The sequence below is a fragment of the Cognatishimia sp. F0-27 genome (genome assembly GCF_020667845.1).
Classification (GTDB): Bacteria; Pseudomonadota; Alphaproteobacteria; order Rhodobacterales; family Rhodobacteraceae; genus JAFMPQ01.
The window spans coordinates 1-21,242 of the sequence record NZ_JAFMPQ010000001.1 but is presented as its reverse complement, the minus strand read 5'-3'; the positions used below and the strand labels follow the sequence as shown (position 1 = coordinate 21,242).

Sequence of the window (21,242 nt, the reverse complement as noted above, 5' to 3'; positions counted from 1 at the left end):
AGGGCAAAGGAGAGCCCTGCCATGACGTCATTCCTCAAACCCGCGCCACGCCCGCGGGTTGCTGTGCGCGCGGTCATTCTGCACGATGACAGGCTGCTTCTGGTAAACGCGTGGCCCGGAGATCAGAGCGATTTGTGGTGCGCGCCCGGTGGTGGGGTGGAGCTTGGCGCATCGCTGCCGGAGAACCTCGCGCGGGAGGTCTGGGAGGAAACCGGCCTGCGCGTGACGGTCGGCCCGCCCTGTCTGGTCAACGAGTTCCATGATCCGGACCGCGCCTTTCACCAGATCGAGATCTTCTTTCGCTGTGCCGTCGCGCAAGGCACGCTCGATCCCGACTGGAGCGACCCGGAGAAGGTTGTCACCAAACGGGGGTTCTTTTCGCAAGAGGCCCTTGCCGGCATGCGGGTGAAGCCGACCACGCTGCCGCAGGTCGCGTGGGGGGAGGGGATCGGCTACGATCCGCTGGAGCGACTGGTGCGCTAGCGCGCATTGCGCCACCGTCGTCCTGAGCGCGGGACTGGCCTGCGTATCACGGTTTGCGCGTCGATCCCGCCTTGCCTTGGCCTCTGATCAGGGACAGTCCGACCCCGCCCAGAACCACCACCGCCGCAATCGCGAAATCGACGGTCAGCGCTTCGCCCAGAAAGAGCATCCCGCCCGCCATTGCGATGATCGGCACGGTCAGCTGCGCCACCGCGGCCACGGTGCCCGGCAGATCCGGCAAGACCCGATACCAGAGCGCATAGCCAAGACCGGAGGTCACCGCCCCGCAGACCACGGCAAGCGCGATCCCCCATCCGGTCATCGGGATCGGGTCGATCTGGACAGGCATCGCAAGCCCCACAAGCACGCCCAGAGGCGCACACAGGATGAAATTTGCCGCCGTCGCCATCAGCGGATCGGAGGCCTTGCGCCCGGCGAGCGAATAGATGCCCCAGCCGATCCCCGCGACAACCATGGCGCCAGCATGGAGCACGCTTGTCTGCGCATCGGGGCCGGGCCAGAGCAGCCACGCAAGCCCCGAAAAGGCGAGGGCCGCACCAAGCCAGCGCAGGAGCGGCGGGCGTTCCCCGCCCATCAGGCTGCCTGCGAACATGGTGATCTGCACCGTGCCAAACAGGATCAGCGCGCCAAGTCCCGCATCCAGAGTCACGTAAGCGACGGAAAAGGCATAGAGATAGAGCATCAGCCCAACCACGCCGCCGATGCGCCCCGCACCGCCAAGCCGCAGCGCCCCGCGCATCGCCACCATCAGGATACCAAGCGCCACGGCGCCCGCGATCAGACGGATCGTGCCAAAGCTGATGGCATCGATATGCGGCCCGGCCAGCGCCGCCCGGTTGAGCAGGGAGTTTGACGCAAACGCCACCATGGTCAGGGCCGTGAGAAGAAAGACACGCATGTAACGGGCTTACGCGTCCCGCGCGCCGGATGCCAGTGGATCAAGGTCGGACAGGATACCGGTCGCCCTTTTCATCCAGCAGGATCAGCCGCCCGGCATTCTCGACATAAAGATCGCAGCGCGCAAAACCGTTGACATAGTCGATGCAGACCGCGCCGGTTTCGCTGATCCGCCAATAGCCATAAGCGGTTCCGCCGTCATTGGCATAGGTGTAGGTATAGCGTCCGTCTTCGTAAAAGGCCGACACGCCATTGTCGAAAAAGGTGATGCTCTGGCCCGCAAAACGCGCCGCTGGGTCTGGCAGCGCCACATCACCGTCGCGCAGCGCGAAAGGCTCAGCCAGCGCAGCAAACGGCGCCAATACAAGCAACAGGAGCGCCGGTCGGCCAAACGGGAAACGGGGCGGGTGCATGCGGTGACCTTTCGCTTGGGGGCAGGGGGAGGGCCTGCACATCCGGGTGCCGCGGCGGCGTGACAGCGGCTTGTCACAAACCTAGCAGAGATCCGACCGCGCCGGCGATGACATCTTGGCGACCGGCGCGTGTGCCGTTGGGAAGGTCTTGGCCTGTGCCGCGTGCAGACCCGGACCGCGCCGCGCACCGGGTGGTCTCAGGCGACGAGCGTTTCCGCGCGCTTGAGATCGACGGAAACAAGCTGGCTGACGCCCTGCTCCTGCATTGTGACGCCGAACAGGCGATCCATCCGCGACATAGTCACCGCGTGGTGCGTGATGATCAGGAACCGCGTGTCGGTGCGGCGGCACATCTCGTCGAGCATGTCGCAAAAGCGCGTCACGTTGGCATCGTCGAGCGGCGCGTCGACCTCGTCCAGCACACAGATCGGCGCCGGGTTGGCGAGGAACACGCCAAAGATCAGCGCCAGCGCGGTCAGCGTCTGCTCCCCGCCCGACAGCAGCGAGAGCGTGGAGAGCTTCTTGCCCGGCGGCTGGCACATGATCTCCAGCCCGGCTTCGAGCGGATCGTCGCTTTCAACCATGACAAGATTGGCCTCGCCGCCGCCAAACAGATGCGTGAACAGCGCCGAGAAATTGGCATTCACCTGTTCAAACGCAGTCAGCAGCCTTTCCCGCCCCTCGCGGTTCAGCGAGGCGATTCCGCCGCGGAGCGTGCGCACGGCCTCTTCGAGATCGCGTTTCTCCGAGACCAGCGTGTCATGCTCCTCCTGCACCTCCTTGGCGTCTTCCTCGGCGCGCAGGTTGACCGCGCCAAGCGCGTCGCGCTGCCGCTTGAGCCGCGCCACGTCGGCTTCGATCTGGTCCGCGGAGGGCATGGCGTCTGGATCTGCATCCAGTGCCGCCAAAAGCGCCTCGGGCGTGCTGTCCTGATCTTCCGCGATGCGCTCTGCCGCGGCGGCCACGGTTTCCAGCGCGGCATCCCGGCGAGCCTCTGCGGCGGCGCGGGCCTCGCGGGCTTCGCCGGCGGCCTGCATGGCATCGCGCTCGGCGCGGGTGGCCTCGCGCAGAGCGGCTTCGCCGCGGGACAGCGCATCGCTTGCCTCGGCCTTGCGGGCCTCGGCCTTGGCGATTGAGCCGGCCAGCGCCTCGCGCTCTGCGGCAAGCCGCGCCGGCACGCCGTTGGCTTCCTGAAGTTCTGTCTCTGCTGCCGCCTTGCGGGCGGCCAGCTCGCGGGCATGGTTCTCCGCCGTCTCGAGCCGATGGCGCCAGCCCGACAGCTCCTTTGTCACGGTCTGTGCCCGCGCCGTGCGGGCGGTGGCCTCGCGCCGCAGCTCGTCATGGGCGGAGCGGCGGGCCATCATCGTCATCCGCGCGGCTTCGACCGTCATCTTGACGTCTTCTGCCCACGCCCGGGCGGTTTCCAGATCGTCGAGCCCTTCGAGCGCGCGCTCCGCTTCCTTGAGTTGCGCCCGGGCCGCCGTGGCCTCGTCATCGAACCGGGTCACGGCCAGCGTTGCGCTTTCCAGCTTGCCATCGGCCATGGCGCGATCCGCTTCGGCCCGGCTCAACGCGCGTGACGCCTGCGTGAGCTTCTGATCGGCTTCGCGCCGCGCGCTGCGGGCCGCCTGATCGGCCTGTGTCAGCTCCGTCATGCGCGCCACCAGCGCCTCATGCGCCGCGCGGGTGCCGTCGAGTCGCGCGCTCGCCGCCGCCATTTCCTGCTTCAGCGCTTCGAGCCTGTTGAGCTGTTCCAGACGGAGCGCCGCGGCAGAGGGCTGATCTTCCGCCCATGCGCGATAGCCGTCCCAGCGCCAGAGATCCCCTTCAAGCGAGACAAGCCTTTGGCCGGGGCGCAGCATTGCCTGCAAACCGGGACCGTCTTCGGCGTCCACCAGGCCGATCTGCCCCATCCGCCGTTCCAGCACATCGGGAACCGACACATGCTGCGTGAGCGCCGTCACCCCGTCGGGGAGCGGCTGGGTGGTGTCATAGGCGGGCAACACACACCAGCCGGTCGGCCCGTCTCCGGCCACTTCCGGCGCCCGCAGGTCGTCTGCCAGCGCGGCGCCGAGCGCCTTCTCGAACCCTTGCTCCACCTGAAGCCGGTCGAGGATCTGCCCGCCTTCTGCCGTGTCCCGATCCAGCAGCCGCGCCAGCGCCGTCACTTCGGCTGAAAGCGCATTCATCTCCCCTTCCGCCGCGGAGCGCTCGGCCCGGGCATCCGCCTCGCGGGATTGCGTCTCTGCCCGTGCGCGCTCTGCATCCGCAAGAAGCGTTTCCGCGCGTTCCGCCATGGCTTGCGCCGCGGTTTCATCCGCCGCCGCCTGCGTGGCGGCTTCGGTGGCGCGGATCACGGTCTGGCGCGCCTCGGTGACGGCGGCGCGGGCCTTCTCGGCTTCTGCCGCCGCCCGTTCGGCGGTCTTGGCGTGATCGGCGCGCAGGCGTTGCGCGGATTGGTGCCGTGCCGCCAGCCGCGCCACATCTTCCGTATGCTGGGCCAGGTCCGCCTCACGCGCCTGCAAGACCTCGCCCGCCTCCCGGGCGGCCTCGGCCGCGTCGGCGATCCGCTCGTCCTGTCCTTCCGAGGCACGGGCCAGTTCCCCGGCCTCCCATTCCAACGTGGCAATGCTGTCGCCGGCGTCGCGGTTGAGCGTGGCTTCGCGCTCCATATCCCGCGTCATCTGGGCAATGCGGCCGCTCAGGGTCTCGATCTGCCTGGCCGCGCGGCTTTCCTGTTCGCTCAGCGTGTCGCGCTGCACCGCGAGCCGCTGGAGGATCGCCGCCGCAACCGCTTCCTCTTCGCGGAGGGCGGGCAGGGCCTCTTCCGCGCTGAGACGCGCGGCCTCGGCCTCTCGCGCAACAGCCTCCGCCCGCGCCGCGTCCGTCAGGCGGGCGCGCAAGGCCTCTTCGGCGGCGGCCCGCATATCGTCGGCCTCGCGCCAGCGGCGGTAGAGCAACAAGCCCTCGGACCGGCGCAGCTCGGCCGCAATGGCGCGGTAGCGCGAGGCTTGCTTGGCCTGACGGGCCAGCTGCGCCAATTGTGTGGCGAGCTGTTCGACCACGTCGTCGACCCGCGCCAGATTGGTCTCCGTCGCCTTGAGCTTGAGTTCCGCCTCATGGCGCCGCTGGTAAAGCCCGCCGATCCCCGCCGCATCCTCAAGCACGCGCCGCCGGTTCTTGGGCTTGGCGTTGATCAATTCGGAGATCTGCCCCTGACGCACCAGTGCGGGGGAGTGCGCCCCCGTGGCCGCATCGGCAAAGAGCATCTGGATGTCGCGGGCGCGCGTATCCTTGGAATTGACCTTGTAGGCGGAGCCCACATCCCGCGTGATCCGCCTGACGATATCGAGCCCGTCGCTGTCGTTGAACCCCGCAGGCGCCAGCCGCTCGGAATTGTCGATATGCAGGGAAACCTCGGCGAAGTTCCGCGCCGGGCGCGTGGACGCCCCGGCAAAGATCACGTCTTCCATGCCCCCGCCGCGCATCGCGGTCGGTCGGTTTTCACCCATCACCCAACGCAGCGCTTCGAGAAGGTTCGACTTCCCGCAACCGTTGGGCCCGACAACGCCGGTCAACCCGTCCGAAATCACAAGATCGGTCGGATCGACGAAGCTCTTGAAGCCGGTCAGCCGGAGTCGGGTGAAACGCAAGAGAGGCCCTTTCGGATCAGATCAGGCGCCCAGAGTGCGGGGCAGATCGCGATTCTGTCAAGGCACCGACGCAGGATGTGGCGGCGCTACGCCTGTTTATCCACAAGATATGGCGTTTCCGGATAGGGCGGGTGGTGTCCGCACCCCTTCATGCGGGGCCTGCAACCATCGCAGTGCGCGGCACGGCGCCGCCACGCGCCCGCGCCAACGGGATCCAAAGCCCCGGCGCATCGACGGTCTGGTCCGCGGAGGGCCATCCCGCGCCGCGTGACGCGTGGTCAGAGTTTTTCGCACTCCGCGCTGCCGCGCCCGACGGAGTCGCGTGTGCTCAGATCATAGAGATCGCAGAGCAGCAGCGCCTTGCGCTTGGGGCGTTTCGGCGCTTTGCCACCGTTGCAGGACAAACCGAGCAGCACCACCGCCGGGTCGCCCTCCACCCAGTCGGTCACGCAACCCGGGCGCTCCGCCTGCGCCGCCAGCCCCGCCTTGCGCGCGACGTCTTCGAACCGAGGCAGCATTTCGGGCGATGTGCGGATCGCCTCGACCAGGTCGCCACGAAAGCGCAGCGTGAAGCGGCTGCCCTCGACGACTCGCGTCACGGGTTCCGCGCTGCGAAACCCCGGCCCGGCCGTGTCACAGCCCGCCAGCACCACGATTGAAAGGAACGCCCATCGGATCATGGCACGCAGATTGCACCATGTATGGTTAGCGAAGGATTAACGCCGGCCAGCCAACGGACTTCTTCTGCGCCCGCCTCCGCACACCGCCCGGCCTTCCCCCCCCCCGCGCGCATGCAAGACCTGCCGCAGGCGCTCCACGGGTCACACCCGGTGCGGACATGGTCGTCACCGCAAGACAATCCGACATGGCCGGGGGCAATCCTTTGTCGGCTTAGCCGCGATCAGGGCTCGCGTGCCCGATCCGCGTCTTCCACCGCCGCGACACATCCCGGAGCATCTGCGCCAGAAGGATCACGTCCGCCCCCGCAGCCACGAATTGCGCCCCATTTTCAAAATGCGCCGCGATGGCCTCATCGTTGAACCCGATGATCCCCGCCGGTTTGCCCGCCTCGGCAATCCGCGCCAATGTGCGTTTGACAACCGCGCGCATCTCCGGCGCGTCGAGATCCTCGATGAACCCCATGTCACAGGCCAGATCCGCTGGCCCGATAAACGCGGCATCGACCCCCTCCACCGCAAGGATCTCATCGAGATTTTCCAGCGCCCGGCGGCTTTCGATCTGCACGATCAGACACATCTGCGCATTGGCTGTGATGCCGTAATCGGGCTCCGTGCCCCAACAGGACGCCCGCCCGAGCGCATGGCCGAAGCCACGGATCCCCTCGGGCGGATAGCGCATCGCAGCGACGGCCGCCCGTGCGTCCTCCGCGCTGTTGACCATTGGAATGAGAAGGCTCTGCGCGCCCGCGTCCAGCACCTGCTTGATGAACCATGGCTCCGCCATGGGCAGGCGGACGATCGGTGCGCAATGCGGCGCAATCACCGCCAATTGCCGTGTGATCCGCGCCAGATCGTTCGGTGCGTGCTCCCCGTCGATCAGAAGCCAGTCAAACCCGGATCGCGCCACAAGCTCCGCGGCATAGGGATCGCACAGACCCATCCAGAGACCGACGCTGCGTGCGCCGCTGTGCAACCGGGCCTTGAAAGGATTGATGGGTGCGGGCATGGCCACGGCCTCCTGTGATTTCGCCAATCCCGACCGTAATGCCCCGGGCGCGTCGACGGAATCCCAAAAACCGCGGGCCGGACCCGACCGGGGCTTGGCGCAGCCCGCTCAACCGGCGGAGCGATGACAGACGCAGCGCCGCGCCTGACACGGCGTATGGCGTTCAGCGGAACAGCTTGAGCGCGCAATACACCGCCGAGCCGCCGAAAAAGAGCCCGGCCACGCCGACAACCTCAACCAGAGCCGGCGCGTTCGGGATGCCGCGCGCAAAGATCGCCACACACATCAAGGCAAGGCCAAACAGGCTGAACACCAGCTTGAACCAGAGCTCCTTGCGCTTGGCAGGGTCCTGCTCGCTCAAAACGTCACCTCGACTCCGGGCAGTTTCAGCGCCTTGATCAGGTCCCGCATCTCCTGACGCGCGGCGATGTTGGAAATGTTCAGTTGCTTCACGCCCACATCCCGCAGATCGAGCAGCGTCAGCCCGCGCGGAAACAACTCCCGGAACACCACGCGCTCCGAGAACCCCGGTGCAATGCGAAAGCCGATCCGCTTGGCCAGCCGCGTGAGCGCCTTTTCCATCTTCATCTTGTTCACCATCTGCTGCGCACCCAACCGGTTGCGCAACACCACCCAGTCGATCGGCTGAAGTCCCGCCTGCGCGCGCAACTGCCGCGCCGACCAGACCATCTCGGAATAGACCGACGGGCCGAGGATCTTTTCGCCGTCATTGTCGATCCGCGCCAGAAGGTCGAAATCGATGAAACTGTCATTGAGCGGTGTGATCAGCGTATCGGCAAGCGAATGCGCGACCTGGCTGAGCCGCGTGTGCGATCCGGGACAATCGATCAGGATGAAGTCCGACGCAGGCTCCAACGAGGCAACCGCGCGCGACAGCCGATGGTCAAACGCGTTTTCCCCCGGCTGCAAGCTCTCATCCGGCTCCGGCAGTTCCGCGTAAACCGGCCCCGGCAGAACGAGGCCCGAGCTTTCGAGAAACCGCCGTCGGTTATCGAGATAGCGGCCAAGGCTTTTCTGGCGCAGGTCGAGGTCAAGCACGCCCACCCGATGCCCCATCCGTGCCAGGGCTGTTGCCACGTGGATAGAGACGGTGCTCTTGCCCGCGCCGCCCTTCTCGTTGCCGACCACGATGATATGCGCCATGCCCCTTGTCCCCTGCCTGATCTCCCCGGTCTTTGCCCGGGTGTGCTGTCCCTACACCGCATCTGCCGCGACGCGTCAAGAGAGCCCGCACCCTGAAACGCCCGATAGCATCAGATCTTCCATGCAGGGTCCCGCCGCACGCCCGGCCACAACCCTTGGCGCGCGCCGGACTGTGTGGACCGGCGGAGGGGCTCGTGCCGGTCGCCCGCTTCTTTGGGCGTCAAATATCCCGGGGAGCGCGAGGGGCAGCGCCCCTCGCACCCGTCGCGCCGGGCGGATCGTCTGCCTTGACGCGACAAGAAAAAACCGCCACGGCAGGGCCGCAGCGGTTTGAACCTGGTCTCTCCGGAACGCGACCTCAGTTGAGGCGTGCGCCCACCTGGTCGATGCTCGTGTCGATAAGGGCTGCCGCATCCTGCGCCGTCATCTGCTCGGCGACGACGGTGCGCGCGGCGGCAATCGCAACGCTTGCGGCCTGATCGCGGACTTCCTTGATCGCCGCCTTTTCTGCCGAAGCAATCTGGCCATCTGCCGCGGCAAGCCGGCGCTGGATGGAGGCCTCGAGATCGGCCTTGGCCTGCTCCGCGGCGAGTTCCGCCTCCGCGCGGGCATGCGTGACGATCCGGTCGGCTTGTTCCTGCACTTCGTTGGCCTTGCGCTCGTAAGAAGCCAGAAGCGCCTGTGCTTCTTCGCGCAACGCGCGGGCCTCGTCGAGCTCGGAGCGGATCCCATCGGCACGCTTGTCCAGCATGCCCATGAGAAGGCCCGGCACCTTGAAGTAGATCAGGACCGCAATGAACAGCAAAAAGCCGATGGACACGATGAAGTCCGTATTCTTCAGAGAGAAGAACGGCTTGTCGCCCGCGGCCAGTGCCGGACCGGCACTGAGGGCCGCAATCGTGGTAAGCGTGATGAGCTTGTTCATCGTCTTATCCTTTCAGCCGCGCGTCGACGGCCTTAGCGATGGCCGCGCTGTCAGCCTTGCCGCCCAGAGCGGCCACGATGGCCTCGGCGGTGTCCTTGGCGACGATCTCCACCTGGCTCATGGCCGAGCTGCGGATTTCGGCAATCGCCTTCTCGCTTTCGGCTGTGCGCGCCGCGATTTCCGCGTCGGCCTTGGCGGATGCCTCGTCCAGCGTCGCCTTGATCTCGTCGCGGGTGGCCTGCGCGATGCCCTGCGCCTCGGCCCGTGCATCGGCCAGCGCCTTCTCATAGGCGGCTTCGGCCTCTTCGGCCTTGCGCTTGAGGTCTTCTGCGGCGGCGATGTCGTTGGTGATGGTGCCCTGCCGTTCGGACAGGACCGACGCGATGCGTGGAAGCGCAACACGGGACAGCACCAAATAGATCACAACCAGCGTGATAACGAGCCAGAATATCTGGTTCGGGAACCAGTCAAAGCACAGCTGGGGCATGCCGATGGCGCTGCCATCCGGGCCTACGCAGCTGCTGACGGCCTCTGTTGCCTCGGTGGCCATATGGTCGTCCTCCGTGGAAGCGGGTCAGAATTTGGAGTGGTTCTCGGGGAACCGGGTGGTCGGTGGCTCCGACGGGCGACGGTCCCTCGTGGGATCTGTCGTGCCGGGTCGATGCCGGGGGTGCTCATCGGCCCTCGCGGGCCGCTTCGCCGTGATCGTGCCGACCCTGACATCGGGCGGTCTGACCGGGTTGGCCGGACCGCCCGCGCGTAAGGATCGTGCGCGTGCCTTAGACGGCGAACATCAGCAGCAACGAAACGAGGAAGGCAAAGATGCCCAGTGCTTCCGCGAATGCGATGCCGATGAAGAGCGTTGCGGTCTGACCAGCAGCCGCGGAGGGGTTGCGCAGAGCGCCGGCAAGGAAGTTGCCAGCCACGTTGCCCACACCGATTGCGGCCGCGCCGGAACCGATTGCTGCGAGGCCTGCGCCGATATGTGCGAGATCGCCTTCCATGTGAATTCTCCTTACGATTGGAAGTTGATTGGGTCCGGATCGCTCCGGGAGTGTCGGGCGTGTCGGCGACAATCCTGCCGCCGGGCACGTTAGTGATGCGGATGCAGCGCGTCCTTGAGATAGACACAGGTCAGAATGGTGAACACGTAGGCCTGAATGGCCGACACGAGCACCTCGAGACCATAGATCGCCAGCACGCCGAGGATCGACAGCGGCGCCACCGCAGCGATGGCGGCAAAGCCCGCAAAAACCTTGAGAACCGCGTGGCCCGCCATGATGTTGCCGGCCAGACGAATGGAGTGGCTGACGGGGCGGACAAAATACGAGATGACCTCGATCACGGCCAGGATCGGGCGCAGCGCAAGCGGTGCGCTCGACACCCAGAAAAGCTCGAGGAACGAAGCGCCGTTCTTGATGAAGCCAAGCGCTGTCACGGCGATGAACACGCCAAAACCGAGAACCGCGGTCACCGCGATATGGGAGGTCGGCGAGAAGGACATCGGCAGCAGCGCGAGGAAGTTGGAAAACAGGATGAACAGGAACAGCGTGAAGATGTAGGGAAAATATTTGACCCCATCCTTGCCGGTCACGTCCTCGACCATCTTGTAAACGAAGCCGTATGCCAGCTCTGCAACAGACTGCGTGCGTGTCGGAACCACGGCCCGCTTCGACGTGCCCAGAACCATCAGCGCGATGATCGCGACAACCGCCAGAGCCAGCCAGAGCGTCATGTTGGTGATGGTGAACATGCCCACCGCACCGTCTCCGAAGAGCGGCTTGATGATGAACTGGTCCATCGGGTGGAACACCAGCCCGCCGCCTTCGCCGCCGTGATCTGCCGCTTCAGTCGCCATAGTCAGCCCTCTTCGTGCCTTGGTCCTCAGGCGTCTCCGCCGGACCTGTCGTCGTCTGCCTGACGCGCCGCGCGCGCCACTTGTCTCTCTTGGAACTCGCGGGCGGAGCGGATCATCACGTTGATCCCTGCCGCAAGCCCCAGCAATGTAAACAGCACCATCAGGAACGGTTGCGTGCCAAACAGTGCGTCCAGCCCGTATCCGATGCCGAAACCGATCCCAAGACCGGCCACCATCTCCGTCACCATCCGCCAGGCATGCTGTGCCTGACTGTAGTGCTCTTCCTGATCGGCCTCGTCTCGGGCGTCGGCTGCGCGGCGCGCCGCCAGCTTGGCCTCAAGCTCGGCCATTTGCCGCTTAGGATCCGGATCGCTCACACGACACCTCGCCCATCAGGGCCCATCGGGAATGTTGACAGTGTGCTATGCGTTGGACCGACCGGAGTCAACATGACAGGTGCCGCGCCGCAGCACTTTCCAACTATCTGAAAAATATAAATTTTTTAGGCAGACTGCCGAGCCTGCACATTCGGTCGCAGGGCCGGTCGGGGCATGTTGGAGGAAATGCGTTATTCAACCGAAGGGTTGAGTTTTGCCGCCGAAGCGGTCAAACACCGCGGGCCTGTCGCGCGCGATGCACGCGGCGGCAGGCACTGGATCGAAAGCATAGCGAGCATCATGCAGCCCTCTCGTCGCCCTTTGTCACGCATCCGGCCAGGTCCCAGAGCGCGGCGCGTGCCCGCGGCAAGGGCCGCGTGCAGCCCCGCCGAGAGCGGGCGCCGACCGTGACGCGGGCAACGATCGCATCGCTCGACACGGTTTTTGCCGCGCTGGCAGATCCGACGCGGCGGCAAATCCTGTCCATGCTGCTCGAAGACGATATGGCCGTGACGGATGTGGCCGAACCGTTTGCGATGTCGCTGGCCGCGATCTCGAAACACCTGACGATCCTCACGAGAGCCGGGCTCATCAGTCAGGAAAAGCGCGGTCGTGTGAAATGGTGCAAACTGGAACCCGACGCCCTGCGCGACGCATCGGTCTGGATGCAGGGGTTTGGACAGTTCGAACCCGTCAATCTCGACGCGTTCGAACGGTTTCTGGCGGCCGAGCTGGCCGATGAGTCGCGCTCAGGCGATGCCGGCCAGACGCAAGATGGCGAGCACGACCACGACAAGGCCGATGATGACGAGAATGTTGCGGACCATAACGGCCTCCCTTGATGATTAACATTTCTCTAACGTCATGCCGTGCCGGATTGTTCCGCCACGGCACGGCGTTTCTGGTCTGGATGCTCAAATACTGTGCGATATCCGCATGCGGTCCGGATCCGTCCTGCGTCACATGACGGGCCGCATCGGCACCTTGGCGACGCCTTGGCGCGCCGTGTCCCGGAGCCACGCGGTGCGTCGTGTCGCGCGCCGCAAAGCGGCATCTCCCGAGCGCGGCACATTCGGGACCGGGTGTCTCCGGAAGGTAGGAACTCCCGAACGTGGTGTTTCCGGAATGTGGGATATCCCGAACCAAGTGTCTCCGGTAGGTAGGAGCTCCCGAACGTGGTGTCTCCAAAATGTGGGATATCCCGAACGTGGTGACTCCAGATCTTCACATCTCCTGAATGTTGCCGCTCCTGAACAGGGTGTCTGCCGATCCTGAAATGTCCGAAACACCGCAGGTCCTGAACACGACATGTCCTGAACACGACATGTGTGGAACTCGGTGTCTGAAGACGTCTTGGAGGATGGCGCAGGAGGCCGCGCGAACAGCCTGTACCGCGCCGATCTGCTTCAGCGATTGCGCAACAGCATCAGCAAGGCCACGCAGGTCAGCGCGATGCCCGGCAGCACCAGCGCCGGCGGCACGCCATGTCCAAGCGCCGCCTGCCACCCGATCACCCATGTCGGGGTGAGATAGGTATAGGCCATGACCTTCGCCGAAGGGATGCGGAGCGCCGCGTAGCGCAGGATCAGGAAGGTCAGGCCCGTCGCGGCCACCGCGACATAGATCAGCGTGATCCAGACGATCCCCGGCATCGCCATCCAGTCCGTGCTGCGGATCGCCTCCCAGGCCCAGACAAACAGGATCAGCGCGCCCGCCGTCAGCACCGCCGCGCTGAAGGCAAGCGCCGGTTCGCCCCGGCTCAGCTTGGCAATCAGCGGGATATACAGCGCGTGCCCGACGCAGCCCCAGAAATAGACAAACTCGCCGCGCCCGATCTCGAAGGCGCGCAGGGCCGCGAGATCGGCTTCGAAAATCACCCAGATCGCCCCTGTCGCGCCGACCGCGATCGCCCCGGCCATCCACGGGCTTGTGACCTGACGCAGGACAAGCCACCCGAAACAGGCGGTCAGCGCCGGGTTGAGGGTGAACACCGCTGCCATGCTGACCGGATCGGCGGTCTTGAGGCCCTCGAACATCAACACGAAGTAAAGCGCGTAAAGCCCCGCCAGCACCGCGTAGCGCCACGGCGCCGCAAGCACCCGGGCGTCCACCTGTCCCATGGCCAGCGCCACCGCCCAGAGCATCGCCGCGCTCAGCGCAAAGCGCAGGGCGGTGAGCGCCGCCGGATCGACAAAGGGAGCCGCCATCCCGCCAAGCGCAAACGACCCGGCCACCAGCGCCGAGAAGCACAGCATCGCGAGATGACCGCGCCCGGCCTCGCTGATCCTCTGTGTCGCGGCGGCCTCAGCCACGTCCTGCCCCGTGCCCCAATGCGGGGTGGCGTCGGATCACCATGCGTGGTCCGCCGGATGGATGCCCGGGGCGGCGCGAAACCGGCGGCCAGCAGGGATGCACGCGGCTCATCGCGCGGAGCTTTCGCCGGTATACTCCTTGAGGTGCTTGAGAAAGGCCTGCACCTTGGCGGTGCGGTGCAGGTCCACATGGGTGACGAGCCACAGCGGTGCCGTCCAGTCCTCGCGCGGCGGGCGGATCTGCACGAGGTCGGGCTGTTGCTCCGCTTCGCGCACCCCGAAAAACCCGATGCCCGCGCCGGCAAGGATCGCGCGCTCCATCACACGGCTGTCGGTGGAGCGGAACACAACGTTTTCCCGCGGCACCGCGCGGGCGAGCCATTGCAGGAAGGGCGCGCGGTTCTCGGCGATGTCGTGGCCGACAAAGCGATGGTTTGCGAAATCCTCGTCGGTTTCGGGCATGCCCATGGCCGCGATATAGGACGCGCTGGCGTAGAGCCCGATGGCTTGATGGGTGAACGGCTGCACCACATTGTCCGGCTCATTCGGCTGGGCGCCCGCGCGCAGCGCCACATGCGCTTCGCCATATTCGAGCCGGAACACCCTGTCGCCGGTGAGATACCGCACGATCACCTCCGGGTGGGCCTCCTGAAAAGACGTCAGCGCGCCCACCATGAGCGGCGCAAAAGCCACAAGCGACGTGACCATCAGCTCACCCGAGACGTCCGAGCCCCGACCGCGGATGCGGCCTTCGAGCTGCTGGAATTGCTCGTCGGTGGTCTGCGCCACGCGCAACAGGTCCTGCCCCGCTTCGGTCGGGGTGTAGCCGCGGGCATGTCGCTGAAAGAGCTTGACGCCAAGTTGTGTTTCAAGCGCGTCGATATGGCGGATCACGGTGGCGTGGTGAACGCCGAGCGCCTCTGCGGCACCGCTGACCGTCCCTTGGCGGGCGACCTGGAACGCGGTGCGGATTTCATCCCAGTTCTTCATGGGCAGCAGTCCGTCTTCTGTGCAAATTATCACATGTCATGCGCATTTGCGGCAATTGCGTTCAAAAACGCAAGGGTTATTTCCTGACCATCGCTGCAATCGACCGGAAGCTTCCGGCGCAACAAGGATCACGACCATGACACAGACCGTTCTCCGGATCGACGCATCCGCCCGTCTCGAAGGCTCCACCAGCCGCGCGCTGGCTGACCGAACCGTCGCGCGCCTCGCGCCCGATACGGTCATCACCCGCGACCTGAGCGGGGGCATCCCCCAGATCGACGCGGCCTGGATCGCCGCCAACACCACCGCGCCGGAGGCCCGCAGCCCCGAGCAGCAGGCGCTGATGGCTCTCTCCGACACGTTGATCGACGAGCTGAAGGCGGCCGATACGGTGCTGATTGCCACCCCGATCTACAATTTCGGCGTGCCCGCGGCGCTCAAGGCGTGGATCGACCAGATCGCGCGCGCCGGGGTGACGTTTCAATACACGGCGGAAGGGCCGAAAGGCTTGCTTGCGGGCAAGCGTGCGGTGGTCGTTGTGGCGTCCGGCGGCACCGAGGTGGACAGCGCCATCGATTTCGCAACGCCCTATCTGCGGCACGTTTTGGGCTTTGTCGGGATCACCGAGGTCACCGTGGTGCGCTCTGACCTGCAGATGCTCGACGCGGATGCCTCGAAGGCGCGCGCCGAAGCCGATCTCGACGCCCTTGCCGCCTGATGTGGCCAGTCTCGGGCCGATCCTCCCCGGCATGAGACGCCGTCAAACAAAGAAACGCGGCGCCACGAGAGGCGCCGCGTTTCGCATGTGCTGGTCGGATTGAAAGCCCGCCGGTCAGAACCGACAGGCATCCACGTGCACCACGCGCTGCATGTCGAACGCTCTGGCGCAAGCATCAGGATTGCGGGACAACGTCTCCTGAACAAAGCCGCGTCGCGTGCGACATGGCGCAAACGACGGTTGCTCGCAGGACAGGCGCAGTTGAACATGCGCTCGACGTCACGCGCTTCGAGCGCTGCACAAGGGGCTTCAGCAACCGCCACGCGTCGGGCCCGATCCATGATCGTCACGTCAAGCATGGACCCGTCGACGCGTCCTCATGCTCCTTTGCCGAGGTGAGCGTGCTCGACGCCGCAATCCTCTTGGGGCAGGGCGAGGGCATCATGACCGTGAAGATGGTCAAAGACCACGAGAAGGCCGGGCAGATCCTCCACTGTTTCGAGCCGCCGCAAGAGCTGACGGTGGCGCAAAACACCCTCCTATCGCCGGAAGCCTGACAGCGGCCGGAGGTGGCTGCGGCCGGAGGTGAAGGCGTTCATGGTTGCGTCGCGCTCCGCGACACGGCGCTGTATCGCTAAGACCGGCAGTCCCGCGCAGCATCGGCCCCGCGAAGCATCGGCGCGGTCCGACAGATCGGCTTTGCCTCTGTGAAGGCCGCGACTGACAGGACCGGGACGCCCCTCGCGCAGGTCTGCCTCCCCTTGACTCACCCGCCGCCGTCCCATTAAAGGCTCCTCAAACCCCGGAAGTCCAAGCTTCCGGTCCCTTGGGCTGTGCCCGGGATCGCCCTCCGTCAGCGCGTTGCGCCCACGGGGGCAGTTTTGCTTTGTGCGCCCCGGTGGCGGGCGCGGGGCATGCCCGGTCGCGCCCGTAACGTTTGTGTCGCGCGCCTCGCGCCCTTACCTTGAGGGCGACAGGATCAGGATGAAAAGGAGGGTCCGCCCTCATGTTCGAAAATCTCTCTGAACGCCTCGGTGGCGTCTTTGACCGGCTGACCAAGCAAGGCGCGCTCTCCGAGGATGACGTCAAGACGGCGCTACGCGAAGTGCGCGTCGCCCTTCTGGAGGCGGACGTCTCGCTGCCCGTGGCGCGGCAATTCATCAAGGCGGTCGAGAAGAAGGCCACCGGTGCCTCGGTCACCAAATCCGTGACGCCCGGCCAGCAGGTCGTCAAGATCGTGCATGACGAGCTGATTGCCGTGTTGCGCGGGGAGGGGGAGCCGGGCGCGCTCAAGATCAACAACCCGCCCGCGCCGATCCTCATGGTCGGCCTTCAGGGCGGCGGCAAGACGACCACCACGGCCAAGCTTGCCAAGCGCCTCAAGGAGCGTGACGGCAAGAAGGTCCTGATGGCCTCGCTCGACGTCAACCGCCCCGCCGCCATGGAACAGCTGGCGATCCTCGGCACCCAGATCGGCGTCGACACCCTGCCCATCGTCAAGGGCGAAGACCCCGTCGCCATCGCAAAACGCGCCAAGACGCAGGCGGGCCTTGGCGGCTACGACGTCTACATGCTCGACACCGCCGGCCGTTTGTCCATCGACGAAGAGCTCATGGCGCAGGTCGAGGCCGTGCGCGATGTCGCCAACCCGCGCGAGACGATCCTCGTGGTCGACGGTCTCACCGGTCAGGACGCGGTCCACACGGCGGAGAACTTCGACACCCGCATCGGCATCTCCGGGGTGGTGCTCACCCGGATGGACGGCGACGGGCGCGGCGGGGCGGCGCTCTCGATGCGCGCCGTCACCGGCAAGCCGATCAAATTCGTCGGTCTCGGCGAGAAGATGGACGCGCTCGAAACCTTCGAACCCGACCGCATCGCGGGCCGCATCCTTGGCATGGGGGACATTGTCTCCCTTGTCGAGAAAGCGCAGCAGACGCTGGAGGCCGAACAGGCCGAACGCATGATGAAGCGCTTCTCGAAGGGTCAGTTCAATATGAACGACCTCAAGATGCAGCTCGAACAGATGATGAAGATGGGCGGCATGGAAGGCATGATGGCGATGATGCCCGGTGCCGGCAAGATGGCCAAGCAGATGGGCGATGCCGGGATCGACGACAAGATCCTCAAGCAGCAGGTCGCCCTGATCCAGTCCATGACCAAAATGGAGCGCGCCAACCCCCAGATCCTGCAGGCCAGCCGCAAGAAGCGCATCGCCAAGGGCGCCGGCATGGAGGTCAGCGACCTCAACAAGCTGCTGAAGATGCAGCGGCAGATGTCCGACATGATGAAGAAGATGGGCAAGATGGGCAAAGGCGGCATGCTGAAACAGGCCATGCGCGGCATGTTCGGCGGCAAGGGCGGTCTGCCGCCCGAGATGGCGCAGGGCATGGACCCCAAGGCGCTCGAAGCGGCTGCCAAACAGATGGCCGGCAAGGGCGGCATGCCCGGTCTTCCGGGGATGGGCGGCGGGGCCGCTTTGCCGCCGGGCCTGTCCGGCTTCGGCAAGAAGAAATGATGACGCCCACCGCCAACAGGCGCCGCGCCTGCGCCACTCCGACCTCGGTGGTGCGCGCCTCGGTCCGCATAGGACAGGCCGTCGCCCACCGCATCCCCGCCGACCACACCGCCTGACCCCTCGAAACAACGCAGCAGATCCGCCACAGACCGATGCCCGCCCCGATCCTTGAAACCAACCGCCTGCGCTTGCGCGGCCACGTGATGGCCGATCTCGATGCGCTGTGCGATCTCTTCGAGAGCGACCGCGCCCGCTACATGGGCGGCCCCGTGCCGCGCAAGGAGGCGTGGCGCTGGATCGCATCGGAGGTGGCGATGTGGGATCTGATGGGCCACGGCGCCTGGGGTGTTGAAACCCGCGGCGGCACCTTCATCGGCCAGGTCGGCCTGCTGAAACCGCCCCATTTCCCCGAAACCGAGATTGGCTGGACCGTTCTGGCCACCGGCGAAGGACAGGGCTTCGCCGCAGAGGCCGCCGCCGCTGCGCTCACATGGGCCTGGGCGGAGGGTTTCGAGACGCTGGTGAGCTACATCCACCCCGACAATGCCCGCTCCATCGCGTTGGCGACCCGGTTGGGAGCCGTCCATGATCCCTGCGCGCCCTTGCCCGCGGGAGAAACCTCGGCAGAAACCCGCGTCTACCGCCACAGCCCCGACGCGGATGGCAGCCCGGAGGCCTACGCATGACCCGCGCTGCGCGCCCCGAGCTCGTCACGGATCGTCTGTGCCTGCGTGCGCCCGATGCGCGCGATCTCGACGCGGTGACTGCCTTCTACCAGACCGAGCGCGCGGCGCTTGCCGGGGGCACCTGTAGCGCGCCGGAGGCGGTCACGCGCTTTCTCGCCCTGCTCGGCCATTGGAGCTTGCGCGGCTATGGCCTCTTTGCCGTGACCCTCAAGGGCGCGCCGGACAGCGCGGTGGGCCTTGTCGGGCCGTATTTTCCACCCGGTCGCCCGGAAACGGAAATCGGCTGGGTGCTGTTTGATGGCGCGGAAGGCAAGGGCTACGCCACCGAGGCCGCCCGTGCGGCAATCGGGTTTGCCCGCACCGCGCTGGGCTGGACGCAAATCGTGCATTACATCGACGCGCAAAACGCGGCCTCCATCGCCGTGGCCGACCGGCTCGGCAGCCGCCTCGACCCCGCCGCGCCGCGCCCTCTGCGGCGCACAGAGGGCGAAACCCTGGTCTATCGTCATAGGGCGGAGGGCGCGGCATGAGCCTCACATCCGCTCCCCGGATCGAGACCGCGCGCCTGGTCCTGCGCGGCCCCGAAACGCGCGATATCGAACCGATGATCGCGTTCCTGATGGATCGGCCCTATGCGGACGGGTTCGGCGCCTATGATACGCGCGGCGAAGCCTGGCGCTGGTTCTCCACCAATGTGGGCCACTGGCATATCCACGGGCATGGCTATTTCACCATCGAGGCAAAAGAGACCGGCACGCCGATCGGCATCACCGGCATCTGGTTCCCCGAAGGCTGGCCCGAACGCGAGCTGGGCTGGGCGCTGTTTCGCGGCTTTGACGGCAAGGGCTATGCCTTCGAGGCGGCGGTCGCGGCACGGGACTGGGCCTATGGCGCGCTGGGGCTGACAACGCTGACCTCCAACATCCTGCCCGACAACGCGGCCTCGAAGGCGCTCGCCACCCGGCTTGGGGCGGTTTACGAACGCACCTATGAAAACGTGGAAATGGGGCTCGACGAGCTCTGGCGGCATCCGGGTCCGGACGGTGGCATCGCCGCCCCCGAGACCGGCGGCATGGCGGCGGCGGCGGGGGGCACCCCATGAGCGTCGAGATCCCGATCCTGCAGACAGAGCGCCTCACGCTGCGCGGCCCGAAGCTTGAGGACCACGCCCATCTATGCGCCTATTATGCCGATCCACGCAGCAAGTGGAACGGCGGCCCCCTGGACGAGACCAACTGCTGGCGCGTGCTCATGGCCACCGCCGGTCAGTGGCAGCTGCGGGGCTACGGGCTGTGGTATGCGTTCCTGCGGGAGAGCGGTGATGTTGTCGGGTTTGCCGGCATTTTCCACCCGCATGACTGGCCCGAGCCGGAGCTTGGCTGGGGGGTGATGGCCGCCTACGAAGGCACCGGGCTCGCCTTCGAGGCAGCCTCAGCGGCGCGCGCCGCCTGCGCCACCCAACTGGGGCTGACCGCCCTGCCGAGCTTTGTCGCCGAAACCAACCTGCGCTCGCGCCGCCTCGCCGCGCGCATGGGGGCCGTCGAGGAACGCCGCGCGGTGTTGCGCGACACGCTTCTGATCGTTTACCGCCATCCCCATGGCGCCGGCCCGTCCTCTGCCACGCCGACGGGCGGTGATGATGCCGTGAACTGTCCTGCCGGAAAGGAGCGCCTGTCGTGACACCGTTTGCCCCTCCAGCCTTACGCGCGCCCCGCCTTGCGATGCGCCTGCCGCTGTCGGCCCGCCGCTGCCTTCCGGCCTCCGTCGCGCTCCGATCCGATCCCGTGGAGCCGCGCTGATGGGCCATCGCGATATTCCCGTCCTCGACACAAGGCGGCTACAACTGCGCGGCCCCGAACCGCAGGACTACCCGGACTTCAAGGCCACCTTTGCTTCCTACCGGTCACGGTTCATGGGCGGGCCACTGAATGCCTACGAGGCATGGATGCTCTACGCCGCCGAAATCGGCCATTGGGAAATCCGTGGCTTCGGCATGTGGATGATCCACCTGCGCGAGACCGACGAAACCGTCGGTATGGCGGGCGGGTGGTTTCCGGCCAAATGGCCGGAGCGCGAGATCGCCTGGATCATCTGGCCGGAATGCGGCGGCAAGGGCTATGCGCTCGAGGCCACCGATGCCGTGCGCCGCTACTATTACGAAACGCACGGCTGGGAGGGCGCCGTCAGCTATATCGACCCCAAGAACCTCGACAGCATTCGCCTCGCCGAACGGCTTGGCGCAACAAAGGATCCCGCCGCCCCGTCCATCGACGGCAATGATGCCGTGTATCGCCACCCGTCGCCCGATGCCTTGCGCGGCTCGCAACTCGCCCATGGCATCGCGATGGAAATTGCCCATTACCAGGATCCCTTGTTCAAACCGAAAGGGTTCGCCATTGACTGACCGCCATTCTCACGCATCCGCCACCCGGCAGCCGGTCTTCACGCGCGCCCGCCCCGGCGTCGCGCGCCCCCGCCGGTCACCGCGCGATGCCGCCCGCTTCTTTGGGCGTCAAATATCCCGGGGGTGCGGGGGCAGCG

Annotated in this window: 24 protein-coding genes; 10 read left to right on the top strand and 14 right to left on the bottom strand. The window is 66.2% G+C overall.

Features of this window, described 5'->3' with window-relative positions:
- The first annotated feature begins 21 nt into the window (after window positions 1-21).
- Window positions 22-483 (top strand): NUDIX hydrolase, encoded by a 462-nt coding sequence (locus tag J1C49_RS00120; protein ID WP_227443709.1) that lies wholly within the window; start codon window positions 22-24, stop codon window positions 481-483.
- Window positions 484-529: 46 nt separating this feature from the next.
- On the opposite strand, the gene J1C49_RS00115 is transcribed toward J1C49_RS00120, so the two are convergent.
- From J1C49_RS00115 to J1C49_RS00060, 12 genes are all read right to left on the bottom strand, one after another.
- On the bottom strand, window positions 530-1,402 hold the full coding sequence (locus J1C49_RS00115) for a DMT family transporter (protein ID WP_227443708.1): 873 nt from the start codon (window positions 1,400-1,402) through the stop codon (window positions 530-532).
- Between the two features lie 40 nt (window positions 1,403-1,442).
- On the bottom strand, window positions 1,443-1,814 hold the full coding sequence (locus J1C49_RS00110) for a hypothetical protein (protein WP_227443707.1): 372 nt from the start codon (window positions 1,812-1,814) through the stop codon (window positions 1,443-1,445).
- Window positions 1,815-2,011: 197 nt separating this feature from the next.
- Window positions 2,012-5,467, bottom strand: coding sequence for a chromosome segregation protein SMC (smc, locus tag J1C49_RS00105; RefSeq protein ID WP_227443706.1), 3,456 nt, complete (start codon window positions 5,465-5,467; stop codon window positions 2,012-2,014).
- Between the two features lie 278 nt (window positions 5,468-5,745).
- The gene (locus tag J1C49_RS00100) at window positions 5,746-6,147 is read right to left on the bottom strand and encodes a hypothetical protein (RefSeq protein ID WP_227443705.1); all 402 of its coding nucleotides are present in this window, start codon (window positions 6,145-6,147) and stop codon (window positions 5,746-5,748) included.
- Between the two features lie 211 nt (window positions 6,148-6,358).
- Window positions 6,359-7,153, bottom strand: a complete 795-nt coding sequence (locus tag J1C49_RS00095) for an HpcH/HpaI aldolase/citrate lyase family protein (RefSeq protein WP_227443704.1) — start codon at window positions 7,151-7,153, stop codon at window positions 6,359-6,361.
- 163 nt (window positions 7,154-7,316) lie between these two features.
- Window positions 7,317-7,514 (bottom strand): hypothetical protein, encoded by a 198-nt coding sequence (locus J1C49_RS00090; RefSeq protein WP_227443703.1) that lies wholly within the window; start codon window positions 7,512-7,514, stop codon window positions 7,317-7,319.
- Complete coding sequence (locus J1C49_RS00085) at window positions 7,511-8,317, bottom strand: division plane positioning ATPase MipZ (protein ID WP_227443702.1); 807 nt, start codon at window positions 8,315-8,317, stop codon at window positions 7,511-7,513. Before J1C49_RS00085 ends, J1C49_RS00090 begins: the two co-directional genes overlap by 4 nt.
- A gap of 358 nt (window positions 8,318-8,675) precedes the next feature.
- Entirely contained in the window at window positions 8,676-9,242 is a 567-nt protein-coding gene (locus tag J1C49_RS00080; protein WP_227443701.1) for a F0F1 ATP synthase subunit B, read from the bottom strand.
- A gap of 4 nt (window positions 9,243-9,246) precedes the next feature.
- Window positions 9,247-9,792, bottom strand: a complete 546-nt coding sequence (locus J1C49_RS00075) for a F0F1 ATP synthase subunit B' (protein WP_227443700.1) — start codon at window positions 9,790-9,792, stop codon at window positions 9,247-9,249.
- Between the two features lie 229 nt (window positions 9,793-10,021).
- Window positions 10,022-10,246, bottom strand: a complete 225-nt coding sequence (locus J1C49_RS00070; protein WP_072630388.1) for a F0F1 ATP synthase subunit C — start codon at window positions 10,244-10,246, stop codon at window positions 10,022-10,024.
- Window positions 10,247-10,335: 89 nt separating this feature from the next.
- Window positions 10,336-11,100 (bottom strand): F0F1 ATP synthase subunit A, encoded by a 765-nt coding sequence (locus J1C49_RS00065; RefSeq protein ID WP_227443699.1) that lies wholly within the window; start codon window positions 11,098-11,100, stop codon window positions 10,336-10,338.
- 26 nt (window positions 11,101-11,126) lie between these two features.
- A complete protein-coding gene (locus tag J1C49_RS00060) occupies window positions 11,127-11,477 on the bottom strand; it encodes an AtpZ/AtpI family protein (RefSeq protein ID WP_227443698.1) in 351 nt (116 codons plus the stop codon).
- Window positions 11,478-11,899: 422 nt separating this feature from the next.
- Between J1C49_RS00060 and J1C49_RS00055 the strand changes: the two genes are divergently transcribed.
- The gene (locus J1C49_RS00055; protein ID WP_227443944.1) at window positions 11,900-12,319 is read left to right on the top strand and encodes a metalloregulator ArsR/SmtB family transcription factor; all 420 of its coding nucleotides are present in this window, start codon (window positions 11,900-11,902) and stop codon (window positions 12,317-12,319) included.
- A gap of 564 nt (window positions 12,320-12,883) precedes the next feature.
- Here J1C49_RS00055 and J1C49_RS00050 read toward each other — a convergent pair.
- Together J1C49_RS00050 and J1C49_RS00045 are read right to left on the bottom strand one after the other, a co-directional pair.
- Window positions 12,884-13,789 carry a DMT family transporter gene (locus J1C49_RS00050; protein WP_370639352.1) on the bottom strand — a complete coding sequence of 302 codons (906 nt, stop codon included), beginning with the start codon at window positions 13,787-13,789 and terminating at the stop codon, window positions 12,884-12,886.
- A gap of 108 nt (window positions 13,790-13,897) precedes the next feature.
- Window positions 13,898-14,779 carry a LysR family transcriptional regulator gene (locus J1C49_RS00045; RefSeq protein ID WP_227443697.1) on the bottom strand — a complete coding sequence of 294 codons (882 nt, stop codon included), beginning with the start codon at window positions 14,777-14,779 and terminating at the stop codon, window positions 13,898-13,900.
- Between the two features lie 136 nt (window positions 14,780-14,915).
- On the opposite strand from J1C49_RS00045, the gene J1C49_RS00040 reads away from it, so the two are divergent.
- The 8 genes from J1C49_RS00040 (at window position 14,916) to J1C49_RS00005 (ending at window position 21,105) form a co-directional block, all read left to right on the top strand.
- Entirely contained in the window at window positions 14,916-15,497 is a 582-nt protein-coding gene (locus tag J1C49_RS00040) for an FMN-dependent NADH-azoreductase (RefSeq protein ID WP_227443696.1), read from the top strand.
- 224 nt (window positions 15,498-15,721) lie between these two features.
- Window positions 15,722-16,054 (top strand): hypothetical protein, encoded by a 333-nt coding sequence (locus tag J1C49_RS00035; RefSeq protein WP_227443695.1) that lies wholly within the window; start codon window positions 15,722-15,724, stop codon window positions 16,052-16,054.
- Between the two features lie 449 nt (window positions 16,055-16,503).
- The gene (gene ffh, locus J1C49_RS00030; protein ID WP_227443694.1) at window positions 16,504-18,015 is read left to right on the top strand and encodes a signal recognition particle protein; all 1,512 of its coding nucleotides are present in this window, start codon (window positions 16,504-16,506) and stop codon (window positions 18,013-18,015) included.
- 152 nt (window positions 18,016-18,167) lie between these two features.
- Window positions 18,168-18,701, top strand: a complete 534-nt coding sequence (locus J1C49_RS00025) for a GNAT family N-acetyltransferase (protein ID WP_227443693.1) — start codon at window positions 18,168-18,170, stop codon at window positions 18,699-18,701.
- The gene (locus tag J1C49_RS00020; protein WP_227443692.1) at window positions 18,698-19,231 is read left to right on the top strand and encodes a GNAT family N-acetyltransferase; all 534 of its coding nucleotides are present in this window, start codon (window positions 18,698-18,700) and stop codon (window positions 19,229-19,231) included. Before J1C49_RS00025 ends, J1C49_RS00020 begins: the two co-directional genes overlap by 4 nt.
- Window positions 19,228-19,803, top strand: coding sequence for a GNAT family N-acetyltransferase (locus J1C49_RS00015; RefSeq protein WP_227443690.1), 576 nt, complete (start codon window positions 19,228-19,230; stop codon window positions 19,801-19,803). Before J1C49_RS00020 ends, J1C49_RS00015 begins: the two co-directional genes overlap by 4 nt.
- Window positions 19,800-20,381 (top strand): GNAT family N-acetyltransferase, encoded by a 582-nt coding sequence (locus tag J1C49_RS00010; RefSeq protein ID WP_227443688.1) that lies wholly within the window; start codon window positions 19,800-19,802, stop codon window positions 20,379-20,381. Before J1C49_RS00015 ends, J1C49_RS00010 begins: the two co-directional genes overlap by 4 nt.
- A gap of 118 nt (window positions 20,382-20,499) precedes the next feature.
- On the top strand, window positions 20,500-21,105 hold the full coding sequence (locus J1C49_RS00005) for a GNAT family N-acetyltransferase (protein ID WP_227443679.1): 606 nt from the start codon (window positions 20,500-20,502) through the stop codon (window positions 21,103-21,105).
- The last annotated feature ends 137 nt before the right edge of the window (window positions 21,106-21,242 follow it).

Coding starts and splice junctions, on each gene's coding strand:
- J1C49_RS00120 (WP_227443709.1), top strand. CDS start 22: ATGACGTCATTCCTCAAACCCGCGCCACGCCCGCGGGTTGCTGTGCGC.
- J1C49_RS00115 (WP_227443708.1), bottom strand. CDS start 1,402: ATGCGTGTCTTTCTTCTCACGGCCCTGACCATGGTGGCGTTTGCGTCA.
- J1C49_RS00110 (WP_227443707.1), bottom strand. CDS start 1,814: ATGCACCCGCCCCGTTTCCCGTTTGGCCGACCGGCGCTCCTGTTGCTT.
- J1C49_RS00100 (WP_227443705.1), bottom strand. CDS start 6,147: ATGATCCGATGGGCGTTCCTTTCAATCGTGGTGCTGGCGGGCTGTGAC.
- J1C49_RS00095 (WP_227443704.1), bottom strand. CDS start 7,153: ATGCCCGCACCCATCAATCCTTTCAAGGCCCGGTTGCACAGCGGCGCA.
- J1C49_RS00085 (WP_227443702.1), bottom strand. CDS start 8,317: ATGGCGCATATCATCGTGGTCGGCAACGAGAAGGGCGGCGCGGGCAAG.
- J1C49_RS00080 (WP_227443701.1), bottom strand. CDS start 9,242: ATGAACAAGCTCATCACGCTTACCACGATTGCGGCCCTCAGTGCCGGT.
- J1C49_RS00075 (WP_227443700.1), bottom strand. CDS start 9,792: ATGGCCACCGAGGCAACAGAGGCCGTCAGCAGCTGCGTAGGCCCGGAT.
- J1C49_RS00070 (WP_072630388.1), bottom strand. CDS start 10,246: ATGGAAGGCGATCTCGCACATATCGGCGCAGGCCTCGCAGCAATCGGT.
- J1C49_RS00065 (WP_227443699.1), bottom strand. CDS start 11,100: ATGGCGACTGAAGCGGCAGATCACGGCGGCGAAGGCGGCGGGCTGGTG.
- J1C49_RS00045 (WP_227443697.1), bottom strand. CDS start 14,779: ATGAAGAACTGGGATGAAATCCGCACCGCGTTCCAGGTCGCCCGCCAA.
- J1C49_RS00040 (WP_227443696.1), top strand. CDS start 14,916: ATGACACAGACCGTTCTCCGGATCGACGCATCCGCCCGTCTCGAAGGC.
- J1C49_RS00035 (WP_227443695.1), top strand. CDS start 15,722: ATGGCGCAAACGACGGTTGCTCGCAGGACAGGCGCAGTTGAACATGCG.
- ffh (WP_227443694.1), top strand. CDS start 16,504: ATGTTCGAAAATCTCTCTGAACGCCTCGGTGGCGTCTTTGACCGGCTG.
- J1C49_RS00025 (WP_227443693.1), top strand. CDS start 18,168: ATGCCCGCCCCGATCCTTGAAACCAACCGCCTGCGCTTGCGCGGCCAC.
- J1C49_RS00020 (WP_227443692.1), top strand. CDS start 18,698: ATGACCCGCGCTGCGCGCCCCGAGCTCGTCACGGATCGTCTGTGCCTG.
- J1C49_RS00015 (WP_227443690.1), top strand. CDS start 19,228: ATGAGCCTCACATCCGCTCCCCGGATCGAGACCGCGCGCCTGGTCCTG.
- J1C49_RS00010 (WP_227443688.1), top strand. CDS start 19,800: ATGAGCGTCGAGATCCCGATCCTGCAGACAGAGCGCCTCACGCTGCGC.
- J1C49_RS00005 (WP_227443679.1), top strand. CDS start 20,500: ATGGGCCATCGCGATATTCCCGTCCTCGACACAAGGCGGCTACAACTG.